At 60.4% G+C, this 17393-nt stretch carries 14 protein-coding genes; 6 read left to right on the forward strand and 8 right to left on the reverse strand.

All coding sequences use genetic code 11. The features are described from left to right. Nucleotides 1–188: 188 nt before the first annotated feature. Complete coding sequence (locus M1D34_RS28635; protein WP_498784406.1) at nt 189–398, forward strand: hypothetical protein; 210 nt, start codon at nt 189–191, stop codon at nt 396–398. Between the two features lie 255 nt (nt 399–653). On the opposite strand, the gene M1D34_RS28640 is transcribed toward M1D34_RS28635, so the two are convergent. The 8 genes from M1D34_RS28640 to M1D34_RS28675 form a co-directional block, all read right to left on the reverse strand. Next, nucleotides 654–1597 (reverse strand): IS630 family transposase gene (locus M1D34_RS28640; RefSeq protein WP_498784408.1). Its coding sequence is split into 2 segments (ribosomal slippage): nt 654–1261 and nt 1261–1597, totalling 945 coding nucleotides; the frame shifts between segments, so codons are not numbered across the junction. Nucleotides 1598–1862: 265 nt separating this feature from the next. Then, complete coding sequence (locus M1D34_RS28645) at nt 1863–4970, reverse strand: efflux RND transporter permease subunit (RefSeq protein ID WP_498784410.1); 3108 nt, start codon at nt 4968–4970, stop codon at nt 1863–1865. Nucleotides 4971–4984: 14 nt separating this feature from the next. Next, nucleotides 4985–6250: an efflux RND transporter periplasmic adaptor subunit gene (locus tag M1D34_RS28650; RefSeq protein ID WP_498784412.1), complete on the reverse strand. Its 1266-nt coding sequence runs from the start codon at nt 6248–6250 to the stop codon at nt 4985–4987. Between the two features lie 168 nt (nt 6251–6418). Beyond that, nucleotides 6419–7888, reverse strand: a complete 1470-nt coding sequence (locus M1D34_RS28655; RefSeq protein WP_498784414.1) for a trypsin-like peptidase domain-containing protein — start codon at nt 7886–7888, stop codon at nt 6419–6421. A gap of 145 nt (nt 7889–8033) precedes the next feature. Beyond that, on the reverse strand, nt 8034–9101 hold the full coding sequence (locus M1D34_RS28660; protein ID WP_498786276.1) for a sensor histidine kinase: 1068 nt from the start codon (nt 9099–9101) through the stop codon (nt 8034–8036). After that, nucleotides 9101–9538, reverse strand: coding sequence for a response regulator (locus M1D34_RS28665; RefSeq protein ID WP_498784416.1), 438 nt, complete (start codon nt 9536–9538; stop codon nt 9101–9103). Before M1D34_RS28665 ends, M1D34_RS28660 begins: the two co-directional genes overlap by 1 nt. After that, nucleotides 9535–11031 carry a sensor histidine kinase gene (locus tag M1D34_RS28670; RefSeq protein ID WP_498784418.1) on the reverse strand — a complete coding sequence of 499 codons (1497 nt, stop codon included), beginning with the start codon at nt 11029–11031 and terminating at the stop codon, nt 9535–9537. The genes M1D34_RS28665 and M1D34_RS28670 overlap by 4 nt, the downstream gene beginning before the upstream one ends. 131 nt (nt 11032–11162) lie before the next feature. Continuing rightward, nucleotides 11163–12443, reverse strand: coding sequence for an MFS transporter (locus M1D34_RS28675; RefSeq protein WP_498784420.1), 1281 nt, complete (start codon nt 12441–12443; stop codon nt 11163–11165). 366 nt (nt 12444–12809) lie between these two features. Between M1D34_RS28675 and M1D34_RS28680 the strand changes: the two genes are divergently transcribed. The 5 genes from M1D34_RS28680 to M1D34_RS28700 all read left to right on the forward strand — a co-directional run bounded on the left by M1D34_RS28680 (nt 12810) and on the right by M1D34_RS28700 (nt 17106). Further along, nucleotides 12810–14204 (forward strand): sigma-54-dependent transcriptional regulator, encoded by a 1395-nt coding sequence (locus M1D34_RS28680; protein WP_498784422.1) that lies wholly within the window; start codon nt 12810–12812, stop codon nt 14202–14204. A 218-nt stretch (nt 14205–14422) separates the two neighbouring features. Then, entirely contained in the window at nt 14423–15193 is a 771-nt protein-coding gene (locus M1D34_RS28685; RefSeq protein WP_498784424.1) for a DUF1614 domain-containing protein, read from the forward strand. A gap of 448 nt (nt 15194–15641) precedes the next feature. Continuing rightward, the gene (locus M1D34_RS28690; protein WP_498784425.1) at nt 15642–16208 is read left to right on the forward strand and encodes a DUF1003 domain-containing protein; all 567 of its coding nucleotides are present in this window, start codon (nt 15642–15644) and stop codon (nt 16206–16208) included. Nucleotides 16209–16294: 86 nt separating this feature from the next. Beyond that, nucleotides 16295–16516, forward strand: coding sequence for a hypothetical protein (locus M1D34_RS28695; RefSeq protein WP_498784427.1), 222 nt, complete (start codon nt 16295–16297; stop codon nt 16514–16516). 134 nt (nt 16517–16650) lie between these two features. After that, nucleotides 16651–17106 carry a hypothetical protein gene (locus M1D34_RS28700; protein WP_498784429.1) on the forward strand — a complete coding sequence of 152 codons (456 nt, stop codon included), beginning with the start codon at nt 16651–16653 and terminating at the stop codon, nt 17104–17106. The last annotated feature ends 287 nt before the right edge of the window (nt 17107–17393 follow it).

Genomic DNA, 17393 nt, shown 5'->3' on the forward strand with positions numbered 1-17393 from the left:
AACTTGTTCCCTTAGGAACTGCGGGGATTTCCAGTGACAGTCATAAATCAGAGGCTGGAACCGAAACCTGCGAAAACAACTCGTGCACCAAAGGGAAGGCGCATATGGCGTGAATGGGTTCCTAATTCATCAATACGGTCATTGACGCTATCCGCGTGTGCTTAATTTCAACGCAGGAGGGGATTATCATGGGGCCGGTAACGCTTGTACTGACGGTATGCCTTATGTCGGCACCCGAAAGGTGTCGTGAGGAGCGCCTCGAGCTCGAGATCCAAGACTCGTTGACGCAATGTATGTTCCGTTCCGTTATGTATGTCAGCAACTGGTCTGGGCAGCATCCAGGCCTAAGCGTCAGAAAATGGCGTTGCGAGGTACCCGTTGCCAGCCGAGATGCCTGAATGCGTTCCGTCACCCTCGGCGCTGATCAGCATCGGTGGGTCATACACTGCAACCCGTCGCCACCAGATGCCTTCGAGCGAGATACAATTGTTGCGATGATCCTCGGTGACACGGTCGTGCCTTGCTCGCGTGCAAACTTGTCTCTTCTCCAAGGACGGCGTTGAAGTCCTGATGCCGACATCGGTGCCCGACCGTGCAGTCTCGAACGGGCTAAGGGCTGTCGATGGCCGCCTGAAAACTAGAGCACGTCCACTTTAAACCGGGTCATAACCTGCTGCTGCGAAGTAGTTCGCACACTCTTGCGGCTCGAAGAGTTTGACGATGTCGCCAACGGTGTTCCACAGGGCGTCGACGGAGCGTTCGGCCTGTGCCCGCAGAAGCGCTTTGAGCTTTGAGAAGGCGTTTTCGATCGGGTTGAAGTCGGGGCTGTAGGGCGGGAGATAGAGCAGCGTGCAGCCGGCGGTTTCTATGGCCTGTCGGATGCCATCTGCCTTGTGGGCCGGCAGGTTGTCCATGACGACGATGTCGCCGGGCGTGAGGGTCGGCACGAGAACCTGCTCGACATAGGCCCGGAAAGCCACTCCATTCATCGCCCCGTCAAGGACCATCGGCGCGGTCATGCCGGAGAGCCTGAGCGCCCCGGTGAACGTCGTAGTTTTCCAATGACCGTGCGGAACGCCCGATCGGCAACGCTCTCCGCGCGGCGCGCGACCGCGAAGCCGGGACATCTTCGTGGAAAGACCCGTCTCGTCTATGAAGACGAGGCGGGCTGGATCGAGATCAAGCTGGGCATCGAACCAGTCCTGACGCCGCTTCAGGAGGTCTGGCCGCTCCTGCTCCAATGCATGTGCGGTCTTTTTTTGAATGTGAAGCCGCGCTTGCGCAGCCAGACGTCGAGGGTGCTGCGGCCGATAGAGACGGATCGGTCCTCTTCCAGACGCAAAACCATCTCGTTCAGCGTGATGTCCTTCGACGCCTCGATCATGCCGATGATGAAAGCCTCATGATCGTCGAGACGGGAACCTCCAGGTCGACCCTGCTTGGCAGCGCTCACCTGACCCTGCCGGGCGCTCGCGATCCAGGCAATCGCCGTCGAAATCCCGATCCCGAACCGCGCTGCAGCCGACCGCGCGGACATCCCACCAGCCGACGCAGCCAGAACCCGGTGGCGAAGATCATCACTCAATGCTCGGGCCATGTTCCCTCCGACAAATCAAAGACAGGAGGAGGGAATCACAGAACGCTCTGAAAAGGAATCCTCGCGCCGATTCCGCTTTCATCGGACGCGCTCTAGTGCGGGTACCCTCGCCGCAGCGTAGAGCGCGATCAGGAGCTGTATGCCCAGCGTGGAGAGGTAACGCTGATTGCGCCTCAGAAAGAGCCACAATCCAGCCAGCTCACTTGATCTGCTTCGGCCTCGCCCGAGAAAATTCTCATGAACAGCCCTCCTCGCGCGCTGCGACTTACCGCTTCGTGGGGACGGCGTCGTCCCGGCCGTTGAACAGCCGTTTGACGCTTCGGGCGAGCTCCTCCATGTAGAGATAGATCACCGGTGTCACGAAGAGTGTCAGCGGTTGGGAGACGAGCAGGCCGCCGACCACGGCAACGCCGAGCGGCTGGCGCAATTCCGCGCTCGCGCCGCTGCCGAGCGCGATGGGGAGCGTTCCCATCAGGGCGGCCAGAGAGGTCATCAGAATCGGCCGGAAACGCATCCGGCATGCGCGGTGGATCGCCTCATCGGCAGGCATACCGGTGCGCTGCAACGAGAGCGCCACGTCAATCATCATGATGGCATTCTTCTTCACGATGCCGATGAGCATCAGAAGCCCGATGACCGCGATGATCGAAAGGTCGAAGCCGGCAAGGTGGATCGCCACAAGAGCCCCCGAGGCCGCCGCGGGCAGGCCTGAGAGGATTGTCAGCGGATGGACAAAGCTCTCGTAGAGAATGCCGAGGACGATGTAGATGGTGAGGATCGCTCCGAGGATGAGCCACGCCTGATTGGACATCGCATCCTGGAAGAGCTGTGCCGTGCCGTAGTAGCGCGTCGTCACCTCCGAAGGCATGCCGATTGCGGTCTTCAGGCGGCTGATCTCCTCGACGCTGTTGCCGAGCGCGGTGCCGGCGGGGAGATTGTAGGAGATGGTGACTGCCGGCAGCTGCCCGAGCTGGTTGACGGTGAGCGGCCCGGGTGTCGTGTCGACCCGCGCAAATGCGCCGAGCGGAACCAGCTTGTTGCCCGCGGTTGGCACCTGCAACTCGGCAAGTGCGGCCGGAGACCAGCTCTTGGCCGGATCAAGCTCCATGATCACCTCGTAGCTGTCGCCGGAGGTGTAGATTGTCGAAATCTGTTCCGAGCCGAAACCGCCGTAAAGAGTCGAGCGCAGCACGTCCGCCGTGATCCCGAGTGCCGAGGCCTTGTCGCGATCGATAACGAGCCGCGCCTGCGGCGCGTTGTCCTCGAGGTCAGTATTGACGTCGGCGAAGAAGGCACTGTCCTCGTGCATTGCTTCGACCAGCTTGTCCGCCCATTCGTTCATCGCTGTTTGATCCAGGCTCTGGATGACGAGCTGATATTGGCTAGCGGAGATGCGCGCCCCGACGGAAAGGTTCTGGACTGGCGTGATGTAGCTCCTAATGCCGGCAATATCTCCGAGTTCTGAACGCAGTTCGGAAAGGATCTTGGGCAAAGCCGGGCGTTCGCTCTTCGGCTTCAATTCAACGAAGAGCCTCCCGGAATTCAGCGCCGACGAGCCGCCGACACCGGTCGAGCTTGCCACATGCGCGACATAAGGCGAGCGGGCGAATACGTCCTCGACCTTTGCCTGTAATGCCGACATGGCGGCAAAGGAAATATCCGGCCGCGCCTGCGTCGTCACCTGAAGCTGGCCGATATCCTCCTGCGGGAAAAAGCCCTTCGGCGTCGTTCGCACCTGATAGATGGTCAGCCCGATCGTCGCGAAGAAGAAAACCAGGACGGCGAAGCGATGGCTAATGCAGAGCTTCAGCAAACGCTCGTATCCACCGAGGAGCGCCTCGAAACCGCCCTCGAGCAGAGCATCCAGACCCCGTCTTTTGCCGTCATGCGCAGCCGCCTCGGGCAGGCGCGCTGCGAGCATCGGCGTCAGCGTCAGGGAGACAAATGCGGAAGCGAGGATGGCTATGGTGACGACCACAGCGAACTCGTTGAAGATCCGGCCGATAACGCCGCCCATCAGGAGAATCGGAATGAACACCGCCACAAGCGACAGCGAAATCGCGATGATGGTGAAGCCGATCTCTCGCGAAGCCGAGATCGCCGCCTGGAACGCGTCCTGTCCCGTCTCTTCCATGTGCCGGACGATGTTCTCCGACATGACGATGGCGTCGTCGACCACGAGACCGACCGAGAGAGTCAACGCCATCAGCGAGATATTGTCGATGGCGAAGCCGAACGGATACATCACCGCGAACGTGGCGATGATCGAGATCGGTACGGCAAAGGCCGGGATGAGCGTTGCCCAGAGGCGACGTACGAAGAGGAAGATTACCAGGATCACCAGCCCGATGGTCACGCCGAGAGTGAATTCCACGTCCTCGACGGAGCCGCGAACCGACTGCGAGCGGTCGTTGAGCGTCTCCAGCGACGCCGCCGCCGGCAGGGACTGGCGGAAGGACGGCAGCATCGCCTTCACCTTGTCTACCACGGCCACCGTGTTCGCATCCGGCTGACGCTGGACGGCGAGGATAATCGCGCGCGAGCCGTCGTGCCAGCTTGCGGTCTGAGTGTTCGCAACCGAGTCGATGACCTTGGTGACGTCGCCGAGCCGAACGGCCTTGCCGTCCGCACTCTTGACGATCAGCTTGGAGAAGGCGGCGGCATTCTCCAGTTGCGTGTCGGCGACGATCGTCATCTGCCGCCCGGTCGACTGCACCGTGCCAAGCGGCGAATCGTCGTTTGCCGCCGCAATGGCCGCCTTGAGTTCTGGAAGCGAGATGCCGCGGGCGGCGAGTGCATTGGGATCGATCTCGATACGGACGGCAAATTGCTGGCTGCCAAAAATCGAGACTTCCGCAACGCCATCGAGGGTCGAAAGCGCCGGCGAGATCACCTGCTCCGCCAAGGCATCGAGCTTTGTGAGCGGCACCGTCTCGCTCTTCAACGCCAGGAGCAGCACCGGCGCATCCGCTGGATTGACTTTGCGAAAGCTCGGCGGCGAGGGCATGTCCTGCGGCAGTACACGCAGCGTTCGAGTAATGGCCGCTTGCACGTCGGCGGCGGCGGCATCGATGTCCCGATTGAGGGCGAACTGGATGGATATTGACGTCGAACCCAGCGCGTTCGTCGTCGATATGCTGTCGATCCCGGCGATCGTGTTGAACTGTTTGATGAGCGGAGTTGCAACGGATGTCGCCATCGTCTCGGGGGATGCGCCGGGCAGGGTTGCCGAGACGTTGATCACCGGAAAATCGGTGCGCGGCAGCGCCGCGACCGGGAGCGCGGTATAGGCAAAGAGGCCTGCCGCCACGAGTGCTAACGACATCAGCAGCGTAGCGACCGGGCGGCGGATGCAAAATTCGGAGATCGGCATAATCGTCTTCCAGGTCAGGCTGCGGCGGGCTTCGCGGGTGCAGCCGCATCACTAGTCAGCTTCGCTGCAGGCTCGGCGTATTTGTTGGTGATGGAGACCTTGTCACCCGCATTGAGCTTCAGTTGACCTTCCGTCACCACCCTGTCGCCGGCGGAAAGGCCGGAGGTGATTGCAGCGCTTTCTCCATTCTCGGCCGCCACGACGACGGGACATACCTCCACCGTATCGTCTGCTTTGACCCGATAAACGAAGGAGCCATTCTGGCCCGGCTGGACAGCGACGGCTGGAATCACGGCCGCATGTGGGAGAGTGCTCTCCGCGATGTCGATGTCGAGATATTGACCTGGCCAAAGCTTCTGCTTCCCATTGTCGAACCTGGCCCGCATCATGACCGTGCCCGAGGCCGTATCGACCGCCGAATCGATGAAATCGAGTACACCCTCGCCGATCACCTCGTCCGTGCCGCTGACCCGCGCAGTGACGTGAGACGGCGTCCCGGCATCGAGCCGGGCCTTGAACGCTTGCAGCTGTTCCTCCGGCAGATTGAACGCGACCTCGATCGGATCGACGGCCGTAATCGTGACGAGGCTAGCCGGCGAGCCGCTGGTCGAGGTGCCTACGAGATCTCCGACCGCCACCTGTACCGCACCGAGGCGACCGCCTATAGGGGCGAGGATGCTGGTCAGGCTGAGTGCAACCTTGTCGGCGTCAACCGTCGCCTGGTCGGCCTTCACTGTCGCATTCGCGGACCGCTGCGTCGAAAGAGCAGTATCATAGGCTTGCTCGGTGCCAGTCTTGTCGTCGCGCAGCGTTTTCGCACGCTCTAACTCGACTTCGGCATCGGAAAGCAAAGCTGAATCTCTTGCAAGAATCGCTTCGTCACGGCTGAGCTCGGCCCGCAGAGCTCGGTCATCGAGCGAGAACAGGAGATCGCCGGCTTTCACCGACTGCCCGTCCTTCACATGAATGGCCGTGATCTGGCTTGATACGCGTGCACTGATTGCAACGGTTTCGGGCGCCTGTACATTGGCGAAAGTGCTGATCAGGATCGGAAAGGTTTCCGTCTTGGCCTCGGCAATCTCGACGGCCGTTGTGGCCCCAGGGGAGCCGCCGGCCGCCTTGCCCGCAGCGTCGTTCGTCCCGCCGGAAGGGACGATGCTTGCATCGGCAGGGATGTCGGATAGCGCGAATGCGGGCAATTTGGCCACGAGCGGCGAAATGGCAATTCCCACCAAGGTGCAGGCAAAAGCGACTATGGCTATGACAATCCGGTTAGACATTGCATGCACTCCGCTTTCCCGGGGGCGAGACATGAGGCGACTGGACCCGCAGAGCGAGCCGGTGGTACAGCTCGCTGCTGCGCTGCTGCGCTGCGGCTCCTGGAGTCCCGTTCAAACCAAGGCAACTGGCCCGAAATCGGCTCGTCCTGGAATGAGCCGACGACTGCCTTACACGTCCTGCAGTGGCAGTGCGACGAAACGGGTCGTGGCGCCCGACTGGAGCCGTACGAGCGCCTCAGTCTTGCCTTCCTTGCGAAGCGACACCAGATCCTGGCGGAAGTCCTTGGCGTTCGAAACTGCCCTGCCGCCAACGTCGAGAATGATGTCGCCAGTGGAGAGACCATGCTGAGCGGCCGCACCATTGGGATCGATCGCAACGACGACCATGCCCTCTTGGCCAGGACCCGCGACCTTGCTAGCCGGCGCAAGCAGCAGGCCGAGATTTTGCTGGTTCGGGCGTGCGCCGTTTGTCGCCACGACCTCGGCAGGACGATCGATAGGCATCGTTCCGAGCGTCAATGAGATGTCCTTGGTTGCGCCATCGCGCAGCACGCTCAACCTGGCCGAAGTGCCTGGCGCCATATTGGCGATCTTCTGTGCTAATTCGCGCGGATCGCTGATTGCTTTGCCGTCGAGCGCGGTGATGACATCGCCCGGCTCGATGCCCGCCTTCGCGGCTGGCCCATTCGGCTCGGCCTCGTCGACCAGGGCGCCGCTGGCTTGCTTCAGCCCAAGGCTGTCGGCAATATCGGGGGAGATCTGCTGTTGCTGGATGCCGATCCAGCCGCGCGTGACATAGCCCTTGTCCTTCAGTTCGGCGATTACGGCTTTGGCGGTGTCGGCAGGAATGTCGAAGCCGATGCCGACCGAGCCCCCGGAGGGCGAGAAGATAGCCGTGTTCACGCCGATCACGTCGCCATTGATGTCGAATGCCGGCCCGCCCGAATTGCCGCGGTTGATAGACGCGTCGATCTGGATGAAGTCGTCATAGGGCCCGGCGCCGATGTCGCGTCCCTCAGCGGAGACAATCCCGGTGGTGACCGTGCCGCCCAGACCATAGGGATTGCCGATCGCGATCACCCAGTTGCCGACACGCGGACGCCCGTCGGCAAATTTGACGTGAGGAAAGTCGTTCCCGTCAACCTTGATCAGAGCGAGGTCGGTCTTTGGATCGACACCGACCACCTTTGCCCTGTAGCTCTGGCCGTCGTTCGTCGCGACCTCCACTGATTTCGCTTTATCGACGACATGATTGTTGGTGACCGCATAGCCGTCCGCCGAGATGAAGAAGCCGGAGCCCAGCCCGATCAAGGCTCCGCCTTCGCCGCTGTCGGGAGAGCCGTCTTGACGGTCATCTGCGGTCTGTTGCGTTCCGTCAAGCTCAACCCGCACGGAAATGACCGCAGGCTTCACCCGTGCGATGATATCGGCAAAATCGGGCTCGGCCGCAGCTTGCGGCTGGGCTGGGCCGGTCGCCGCCCGGGCAGCAGCGTTCCAGCCTTGCGCAGTCGGATGGTGCAGGGCGACGGGTTCCATCACGATCGCCGCCAAGCTCAGGGCGGATACGGAGGAAAGGGCCGCCAGAGCCGCCGTTAACCGGCGAGCCCGCGAGTTCTTGGCTTCTACAGATCTGGCCATGACGTGTTTCCTTCTAGTAAGTCGAAGTTGCCGATCGCGGCATCACTGGCAATGCACACGGTGTGCCAGATGCTAGGTGTTTGATTTAACAGTATGTTTCCCGTCTGTGGGCTAATAGCAGTGGATATCAACCACTCAGAACCGGCTAATCCACCACCCGTTTGGCCTCGGCTTTCATGAAATCGACAACCACCCGCGTCCCGCGGTCGCGTGCGTGGACGGTGACAACGGCTCCGAGCTTCGCGGCCATGGCCTCTATGATGAGCTGCCCAAGCCCCGTCGAGCCTTCTGCGGGCGGCGATCGGCTACCTAGTCCATCATCCTCCACGCACAGGCGAACGCCGCTTCCTGCCGGCGCATGTAGAGCAACACGAACGGGCCCCTCCCCGTTGGGGTATGCGTGTTTCATCGCATTGATGATCAATTCGGTGACAATAACGCCGACTGCCACGGCACGGTCTGGGTCTATCGCGACGGGATCGGCCGCAAACGAGAGCCATCCGTTCCCGCCGGCTGCGGAGGCGCCAATGTCGGCGACGAGCGCATGGAGATAGTTGTCGAGCGCGACTGTGCGCACATCGTCTGAGGTGTAGAGGCGTTTGTGCACCTGGGCGACGGCAAGCACACGGCCATAAGCGGAGGCGAGCGCCGCCTTTACATGAGGCTCACGGCTCGTGTCGCTTTGCATCAGGAGGAAGGAGGAGACGAGTTGCAGACTGTTTCCGACCCGATGGTTCACTTCGCGAAGCAACATAGCTCTTTCGGCCGCGAGCGCCTCGAAGCGGTCGCGGGCCAGCCGCACTTCGGTTTCTACCGCCGCTTTCTCCCTCCGCAGCCTCGCTTGTGCCAGGGCGCCTTCGATCGCTACTCGCAACAGCGCGAGAAACTCGCCACCGACATCCTTGATCACGTAGTCTGCCGCGCCTGCCTTCAGTGCTGCGATCGCCACACGCCCCTCCTCCGAGCCGGTAACATAGACTACTGGCGGCGCATCGGGATCAGCGCGGATGGAAGCAAGGGTATGAAGCCCGTCCTGGCCCGGCATATAGTGGTCGAGCGCCACGACATCGATGCCGCCTGTGCGCAAGCGGCGAAGCCCCTCCTCACCTGACGTCGCAAGCTGGACACGGTAGCCGTGCCGTTCGAACTCCTTGCTGACGAGGCGCTGAAGAGCGGGATCGTCGTCTATGTAAAGCAGCCGGATCGGCGCCATCATGAATTTGCCGCCACTTGGATGACCGAGAAAAAAAGTCCCAATTGCCGGATGGAATGGGCGAAGCTTTCATACTCAACCGGCTTGGTGATGTAGACGTTGCAGCCAAGATCATAGCACCGCCTAATCTCGTCCTGATCGTCAGTCGTGGTCAGAATCACCACGGGCGAGCGTCTCAGACGCTGGTCTGCCTTTATCCGTTTCAAAATGTCGACGCCTGTCATGTCCGGCAGGTTGAGGTCGAGCAATATGAGGAGTGCTCGGCCAGCGTGCGACGTCCCCGCTCCATCCGCGCCGAACAGATAGGCAATCGCGCTCGTGCCGTCGCGAAACGCAACAATCTCGTTGCGTATGCCGGCCCGCCTGATGTTTTTTTCGATGAGGCGGGCGTGGCCCTCATCGTCCTCAATCATGACGATCGTGACGTGCGTAGTCATTGGTTTTTCTCCGGCAGAGCGTCCGCTGCGTGGCGCGGCAACGTCACCGTGAAGGTGCTCCCGCGGCCAGGATCGGAACGGACGGTAATGGCACCGCCAAGCCGGCGGGCAAGAGTTCTTACGTACGTGAGGCCAATTCCCTCCCCTGGCCGGTCCTGCGGGCCTGAGCGGCGGAATATCTCGAAGATACGTTCCTGGTCCTTCGGGTCAATGCCGCGTCCGTTGTCAATCACCTCGTAGATGACCTCTGACCCAGTCGCTCGACCGGTCACCCGGATTTGGCCGGGCGTGTCGTCGCGCAGATACTTCAAGGCGTTCTCCAAAAGATTGGCGAAAATCTGCTCGAGAGCAAGGCGGTCGCCGACGCAGGACGGCAAAGGCTCGATGATGACCGAGGCTCCGGACTCCTGGGCCTGGTAGCTGAAGCCGTCGGCCGCTGTTCGGGCCAGCTCCGCCATATCGATCAATTCCATACGGAGCTCGCGGCGACCTTCGCGGGTGAGCTTGAGAATGGCCTTGATCAGCCTGTCCATGCGCGTGATCGAGTTCTTGATGAAGCCAAGTGCTTCATCGAATTCCTGCGCAAGCCGCTCGTCCGGTCCCGGGTCGACTTCGAGGTGCGTCCTGAGCAGGGCAATGCGTCCGAAGAGTTCCTTGCGCAGAACCTCCAGTTCACCAGTAAAGCCCATTATGTTGACGAGCGGCGAGCGCAAGTCGTGACTGACGATATGGGCGAAGTGTTGGATTTCTTCGTTGGCTTCCCGCAGTTCAGCAGTGCGTTTCGCCACCGTGGCTTCCAGGGACTCATTTGCCTCTTCCAGCGCTCTCTGGGCGGACTTCAGCCGGCTCGTCGAGTGCCGCACCAGTGCAACCGACGTCGCCGCCAGGGCAATGATTAGCGATGCCCCGAAAAGGCTGGCGACCAGGAGCAAGTGCGCGGTGCTCTGCGAAGCGCCGATCGCTTGTGAAAGCAACCGCTGTTCGTGTCGCACAAGCTGCGCAATATTGCTCCTGATGTCCTCGGCTCGCGACTGCACAAGTGCATCAGTTCCAACAGAAGGAGAACGCTCAACGTCGCCATTTTCCCATTGGGCAACGGCCGCTTCGAGAAAAGAGACTTCCGCCGATACGGCCGCGTCAAGCTTTGCGACGAGAGGAAGGCGGGTTTCCTCCCCCATATGACTGGATAAGGCCGCCTTGGCTTCAGCCATTGCTTTCTTCACCGCATCTACGTCGGCGAGAAAGGCATCCCGATAGCGGTCGGCTCCGGTAAGTAGCAATCCGCGCTGATCGCTCTCAGCCCGCCAAATCTGACCCTGCAAATTGAGAAGTTTTTCCTTTGCGTTGAGAGTCCAGATTACTCGGCTGGAATCGCCGCGGGCCTGTGCAACCAACCATACGGAAGTTCCGCTGATCATTGCCAGAATCGCGAAGCCGAGCGCGAGAAGAGCAGGCTGGCCCACGGTGAGAGATGGAGAAAGTCTCGACGTCATGTTGGCACTCGCCCTTCAAATCGCCCAATGCAACCTACCGCGCGCGTCACTGTTGATCGCGGGCGGGCCGCTCCACCGGCGATAGGTTGACCGGGCATCATAGCAAATATGTTCCGCGACTGGTTCTATAATCAGGGCGATCCAACGGCGTCCTTCTCCAGCCAGCCAATGTCCCCGCTCCTGCCTTCATCCTGCGCTTTTCCGAATTCCACCCCTTTCGCCTCCACACCGAAGCCCGCCAAAAGCGCAACAGTGACGGCGGTAACGCCGACGACCGTGGCAAGGGCGAAAGCATAGTCACCGTTATAGCGCTCGGCCAGCCCGGCCTGCAGGATTGCGTTGGCGGAGGCGAGGAGGTTGCCTAGTTGATAGGTGAAGCCTGGGAACGTGCCGCGGATCTTGTCGGGCGAGAGTTCATTGAGGTGCGCGGGGATAATGCCCCATGCGCCCTGGACAGCGAACTGCATGAGGAAGGCACCGAGCGCCAGCAACGGCGGACCGGACGAGTACGCCCACAGTGGTATGACGGGGATGGTTAACAGGGCTGCAAGCACGATAGCGCGCCTGCGGCCGATCCTCTCCGACAAGAGGCCGAAGGTGATGCCGCCGAGGATGGCGCCGACGTTGTAAACGACGGCAATCATTGCAACGGTCGTAGTTGAGAACTTATGCTGCACCTCCAGGAATGTCGGGTAGAGGTCCTGCGTGCCGTGGCTAAAGAAATTGAAGGCCGTCATCAGGAGGACCGCATAGATGGTAAGGCCTGCGTGCCGCCGCAGTGTGCGCCACAACGCGCCGCGATCAGGCGTTTGGCGGCGCGCCAGAAAGACCGGCGACTCGTCGATATTTGAGCGGACATAGGCCACGACAAGCGCCGGCAGGGCTCCGAGCATGAACATACCCCGCCAGCCGATCAGCGGAAAAAGCAGGAAGAAGGCGAATGAGGCGAGGAGATATCCCGCCGGGTAGCCCGCCTGGAGGAGCCCGGAAACGAGGCCGCGCGACTTCGGCGGGACCGTCTCCATCGTCAGCGAAGCCCCGACACCCCATTCGCCACCCATCGCAATGCCGTAGAGCGCGCGCAAAATGATGAGCACGGTCAAGGTCGGCGCGAAACCGGACGCAAATTCGAGGGCCGAATAGGACAGAATGTTGACCATCAGTGTCGGCCGGCGGCCGAAACGGTCTGCGGCGTAGCCGAAGATGAGCGCTCCCAAGGGGCGCATGGCCAGCGTGAGCGTGAGAGTGATAGTGACCCGTGCAATATCGGTCCCGAATTCCTCAGCCACATACTTCATGACAAAGACAAGGATGAAGAAGTCGAACGCGTCGAGTGTCCAACCAAGAAAACTCGCAATGACGGCGTTGCGCTGCGGCGAAGTCAGCGAGCGTAGATCCAAAATTATAGGCATGCCTTCCTCCTGTCCTTGGGCGGTCAGACTTGGTACGGTCGCTCGAGATCATGCGGTGCAGACCCGGCGCGCCCGGTTTCGCCCGCACGGTCGCGCGCAGCACTTTTGCGTTCGTCCGCGCCACCGGGGGCCATGACCATCAATCAAGGAACGGGCCAACGGCGAGGATCGGGGCTTTCGAGCTGCTCTTCCAAGGAAACTGGCGTCTGCCAGCCTTCCCTGTTCGAGTGAATCGGTTAGTGTGAATTGCCGGGTGGTTTCGCTGCTGGGCCACTTCAGCCACTTGGTGATTTTCAACCACCTCTGCAGGAGGTAGCGTAGACAAGCCACGGCCAGATTCGCGCAGCCGCCGAAAGTTCAAGTACGATGAGTGACGAGCTTCTGATCATCGAAGACGACGCCATGCTCGGCATCGATCTCAAACGATATTTCGAACGCGTTGGCTGGAGGACGCGCCTCGTCCGCAGCCTCGAAGAAGCGGGCTCTTTCGTCTTCGGATCTGGTTATGAAGGACTTGTCGTGCTGTCGGATCTGCACTTGCCCGACGGCAACGCGCTTGACCTTTTGGAGCGCGCCCGCGGCGAGGGCGATGGCCGGGAGTGGATTTTTCTGACTGGCTTCGGCGAGGCGCCCGATGCCGAGCGGGCGAAACGTCTCGGTGCCTTCGACTTTCTTACCAAGCCAATGGATCGCGAACGGCTCCAGCGCATCGTTGCAGCGGCGCGACGCGGCGCGCGGGCCCAGAGGCGGCTCTCGGACGAAGCCTCGCAGCAGCGCAATCGCTATCGCCCGGCCGCCTTCATCGGTCGCAGCAAAGATGCCGCGCGCGTACGCGATACACTGGAAAGGCTCTGTCAAATCCCACTCAGCAGTATCATCATTTCAGGAGAGACGGGCACCGGCAAAGGCCTCGCGGCGCGAATCCTGCATCACAGCGGCACGCGCGCCGATGGTCCTCTCGTCGAGGTTAACTGCGCAGCCTTGCCGCGCGACCTCGTGGAGTCCGAACTTTTCGGCCATGAGGCCGGTGCGTTTACCGGAGCCAAGAGCAGCCATCGCGGCTTCATGGAACAGGCGAGTGAAGGCACGCTGTTTCTCGACGAGATCGGCGACCTCAATCTAGACCTTCAGGCAAAACTCCTAAAGGCGCTCGAGGACAAGGCGATCCGTCGAGTCGGTGGCGAGCGTATGATACCCGTCGACGTGCATGTCGTGGCAGCGAGCAACCGAAATCTGCCGGAACTCGTGGCCGATAAAGCGTTTCGGGCAGATCTCTATCACCGGCTCAGCGTCTTTCAGCTCGAACTGCCGCCGTTGCGGGTCCGCAAAGCGGATATCGACGAGATCGTCGATGGTCTCATCCGCGAATTCAACGCGATCGCCGGCAAGCGGGTCAAACGCGTTCCCGAAGCCGTGCGCGCGCTCCTTGCCGCGTACGACTGGCCGGGAAACGTGCGCGAATTGCGCAACGTTGTTGAGCGGTCGGTGCTTCTCTCTGAAGACGAAGAGCTGCCGGGCGAATGGCTGCAGATCGCGCCAGGTGGTGCCCTGGCGACGACGATGACCTCAAGCGACGCCATCTCTCTTCCGTTGGACGGCTCAATGACATTCGATGCCATGGAAAAATTGATCGTTGAGTCGGCCCTGCAGCGCGAAGGCTACAATGTCGTGGCGGCAGCGCGCAGGCTTGGCCTCACGCGCGAAACCCTGCGCTACCGCATGGCTCGCCATGACCTGCAGCGGAAGAACGCGCCGCGCTGAGTGCGAGCGCAAGTCAGGTGGATGGTGGGTATCCACCTTCCACTCTCGGGTTCTTCCCGAATAGCTGAGCCCAATAAAAACTTACGCCTTGGCGCGGCGCTTGCTTCTATCCCTGTGGCGCCGATCCGGTTGTCCGGTCGCGTTGGCCAAGTTGGAAGGGGCATTGGCTCGCGGCAATTCCAACTGACACCTGGCTATAAACTATTAAGGAGGGTTCGATGCGTTTGAGCGAACTTCACTACCTCCCCCTACCGGCGGCGCTCTTTTCCATCCTGGCGCTGTCGTTCCTTGCCCTGGTGGCGCTGATTCAGGTCGGAATGCTGCAGTATGCGTATAGACGCCTCGGCATCAGCGCCCGCCTTGCGCTGCTCCTTCTCCTTGCCTCGCTCCTCGGCAGCTATCTCAATCTGCCGCTGGCGGAATTGCCTGCGCAGGAAGTCCTATCCGGACGAGTTGTCGATTACTTCGGCATGCCTTACGTCGTCCCAGTCGTCGTCGATTGGCCGGGGACCATCATCGCGATGAATGTCGGGGGAGCATTGATCCCGACCTTGATGTCAGTCTATCTGCTTTCCAAGAATGGACTATGGGGCCGCGGCTTACTGGCGACCGCCTCCGTCGCCGCCGTATGCCACTGGCTCGCGCGACCAGTACCCGGCCTCGGCATTGCATTGCCGGTATTCGTTCCCGCGATCAGCGCCGGTCTAGTGGCCCTGCTGCTTTCCAGGCAACATGCCGCGCCACTTGCTTACATCGGCGGTAGCCTCGGCACGCTCGTCGGCGCGGACCTGCTAAATCTCGGAAATTTGCAAGGACTAGGCGCGCCCGTCGCTTCGATCGGTGGCGCTGGAACATTCGACGGGGTCTTCGTCACTGCGATCCTTGCCGTACTCATCGCAAGCATTCCCCAGGCTCTGCGCGATCCGCAGACGAACCGACATTCGTCAGCGGCGACAGTACCGAAAGTGCCGACAAACAACGACCACTGAGGCTGGTCGTTGTCACCCATGGCATGGGCGCAATCCCCCAGTCAGAAAGGGCCTGGCGATGTGAATAATGCTGAACGCCCAATATAAACAGGGTGTTCCTGTAATGGCACGCGGCTTGCTTCATCGTGATGAGGCCAAATCCTATTACCTGGCAGGAGCCATCATGCGAGCTTTAGGACGTTCAGAAGGGTGCATCCCGTGGGCTTCGATCGAGCAGCATTGGCACTCGGGCCGCGAAAACGGAAAACGCACGCTTGAACAGTCACTCTGGCGCTCGCCGCCGGCGGAGACGGTGTTCGGATCATCGACGCCACCTGGACGGACCCCGAGTGAAGACGGATTGAGACAAGGATGTGCTTGTCTCCCAGCAAGCCGCCAATTGCATGCGGAACGATCGCATCACGTCGTCGGCGACTAACATCGCTACCTCCAAAGCGCGGAGAAGAGAATGCAAAACAAGACTATTGCCGAACTCGCCGACCGATGGCTCGATGAGGACCCAGGCGACCTCACTGAACTCGAACAGACAGTGTTGCGAAGCGCCATTGAGAAGCGGGCGGTTTCGAGGGACCGCAATGAAGCCTATGAGAAGGAGCTTACATTTGGCGAACGAGTGGCGGACGAAATCGCCCGGGTAGGCGGCTCGTGGACGTTCATCTTCACCGCCTTCGCATTATTGTTGTTGTGGACCGTCGGAAATAGCCTGCTGCTCGGGCGCAATCAGTTCGATCCGTATCCTTACATCCTGCTCAACCTCGTGCTGTCGATGCTCGCTGCACTTCAGGCGCCGGTGATCATGATGTCGCAGAACCGGCAGGCAGCGCGCGACCGTCTGGACGCCGCACACGATTATCAGGTCAATCTCAAGGCTGAGATCGAGATTTTAGCGATGCACGACAAACTCGATGAACTGCGTCGAAATGAGATCCTGCCGATTCGCGACCAACTGACTGAACTAGCGAGGCATCTGCAGCGCATCGAGAAAAGTACGCTCGCGGGGAGCCGTCCGGAATAATGAAGAGGGCTTCAACGAGTGGAGCCCCTACCATATTTGTTTCGCTGCAGACGTAGGCACGACTAGTGGTTCAAGGTGAGACAGACATGGGCGATCTTCGGATGAAGCATCCTCCGTCTCAGCTGCAATCTCTCCTAACCATTGCGCTAGCCAAACAACCGCCTCTCAGTAACTATCATACATTTTCGGTCATGTTTCAGCTTATCCTGAATAATGCTCTGCCGCTCGATACTTATTATGGTGTCGCCTTTGGTAAACATGGCGAATGTGCTGGTGTAATCACAACCGATAATATTAATTATTATTAATGTGACAGAGTGGAGATTACCTACTATTCTTTTTCGTGAGGCTGAATATTGCTGCTGAACGAAGCTCGCGATGCAGTCGTATTAGACAGCCCCGACTGGAAGCTCATGCTTCCCCTATTCTAGGAGACTCGAAAATGCTCTCGTTCATCAAGACGTCTGCAATCGCCGCTCTCGCCCTGTCAATGGCCGCAGGCGGCGCCTTCGCAGCCAATCATCATGGGCACGAGGATCGTGGCATTTCCTCGCAGGGACCCGAAAACGGGGATTACTATCAGGGGTTATTTGGCGACGACGGTGCAATGCCACCGGTACCGGTATACCAAACCACAGCCTCCGCCGCGGTGCGTACACCACGGCTCAGCAATATTCTCGGAGAGCTTCGCGCCGCCAATCACCGCATGGACACCAAGCGCTCGGAGGGCGAACTCAACGCAGTGACCTTTAACCGGCTGCGGCGCGAGGAAGCCAATATTCGCGCACGAGCTGTCCAGGTAGCGGACCTGCACGGTGGCATGATTCCAAAGGAGTTCTATGCGCACCTGCAAAAGAACGTCCGTCGACTTGACCAAGAGATAGCCCGCTCAGCCTGATGGGCGAACGCCAATGCGGAATAACTCTGCTTGCGAAGCCGATCTGTTTCGGCGGAGCCCGGCATACAGAACCGCCGCAGCTTAGCTGCGGCGGTTCTGCTGATTCTCAGTTGCACTTGTGTGTCTCTTGCGCGAGGAGAACTCTGCCGCTGCGAACCCCACGCTCGTGGAGATGGATCGCTTTCGAGACGTTGATGATCTTTGGCCCGACGACAGCATCGCGTGGGACGCCTGCCGCCATTGGCCTTATTCAACGTGGAGCGCTCGCATCGACATCAATAACCTTG

The sequence above is a fragment of the Ensifer sp. D2-11 genome (assembly GCF_054161295.1).

Coding starts and splice junctions, on each gene's coding strand:
- M1D34_RS28635 (WP_498784406.1), top strand. CDS start 189: ATGGGGCCGGTAACGCTTGTACTGACGGTATGCCTTATGTCGGCACCC.
- M1D34_RS28645 (WP_498784410.1), bottom strand. CDS start 4,970: ATGCCGATCTCCGAATTTTGCATCCGCCGCCCGGTCGCTACGCTGCTG.
- M1D34_RS28650 (WP_498784412.1), bottom strand. CDS start 6,250: ATGTCTAACCGGATTGTCATAGCCATAGTCGCTTTTGCCTGCACCTTG.
- M1D34_RS28655 (WP_498784414.1), bottom strand. CDS start 7,888: ATGGCCAGATCTGTAGAAGCCAAGAACTCGCGGGCTCGCCGGTTAACG.
- M1D34_RS28660 (WP_498786276.1), bottom strand. CDS start 9,101: ATGGCGCCGATCCGGCTGCTTTACATAGACGACGATCCCGCTCTTCAG.
- M1D34_RS28665 (WP_498784416.1), bottom strand. CDS start 9,538: ATGACTACGCACGTCACGATCGTCATGATTGAGGACGATGAGGGCCAC.
- M1D34_RS28670 (WP_498784418.1), bottom strand. CDS start 11,031: ATGACGTCGAGACTTTCTCCATCTCTCACCGTGGGCCAGCCTGCTCTT.
- M1D34_RS28675 (WP_498784420.1), bottom strand. CDS start 12,443: ATGCCTATAATTTTGGATCTACGCTCGCTGACTTCGCCGCAGCGCAAC.
- M1D34_RS28680 (WP_498784422.1), top strand. CDS start 12,810: ATGAGTGACGAGCTTCTGATCATCGAAGACGACGCCATGCTCGGCATC.
- M1D34_RS28685 (WP_498784424.1), top strand. CDS start 14,423: ATGCGTTTGAGCGAACTTCACTACCTCCCCCTACCGGCGGCGCTCTTT.
- M1D34_RS28690 (WP_498784425.1), top strand. CDS start 15,642: ATGCAAAACAAGACTATTGCCGAACTCGCCGACCGATGGCTCGATGAG.
- M1D34_RS28695 (WP_498784427.1), top strand. CDS start 16,295: ATGGGCGATCTTCGGATGAAGCATCCTCCGTCTCAGCTGCAATCTCTC.
- M1D34_RS28700 (WP_498784429.1), top strand. CDS start 16,651: ATGCTCTCGTTCATCAAGACGTCTGCAATCGCCGCTCTCGCCCTGTCA.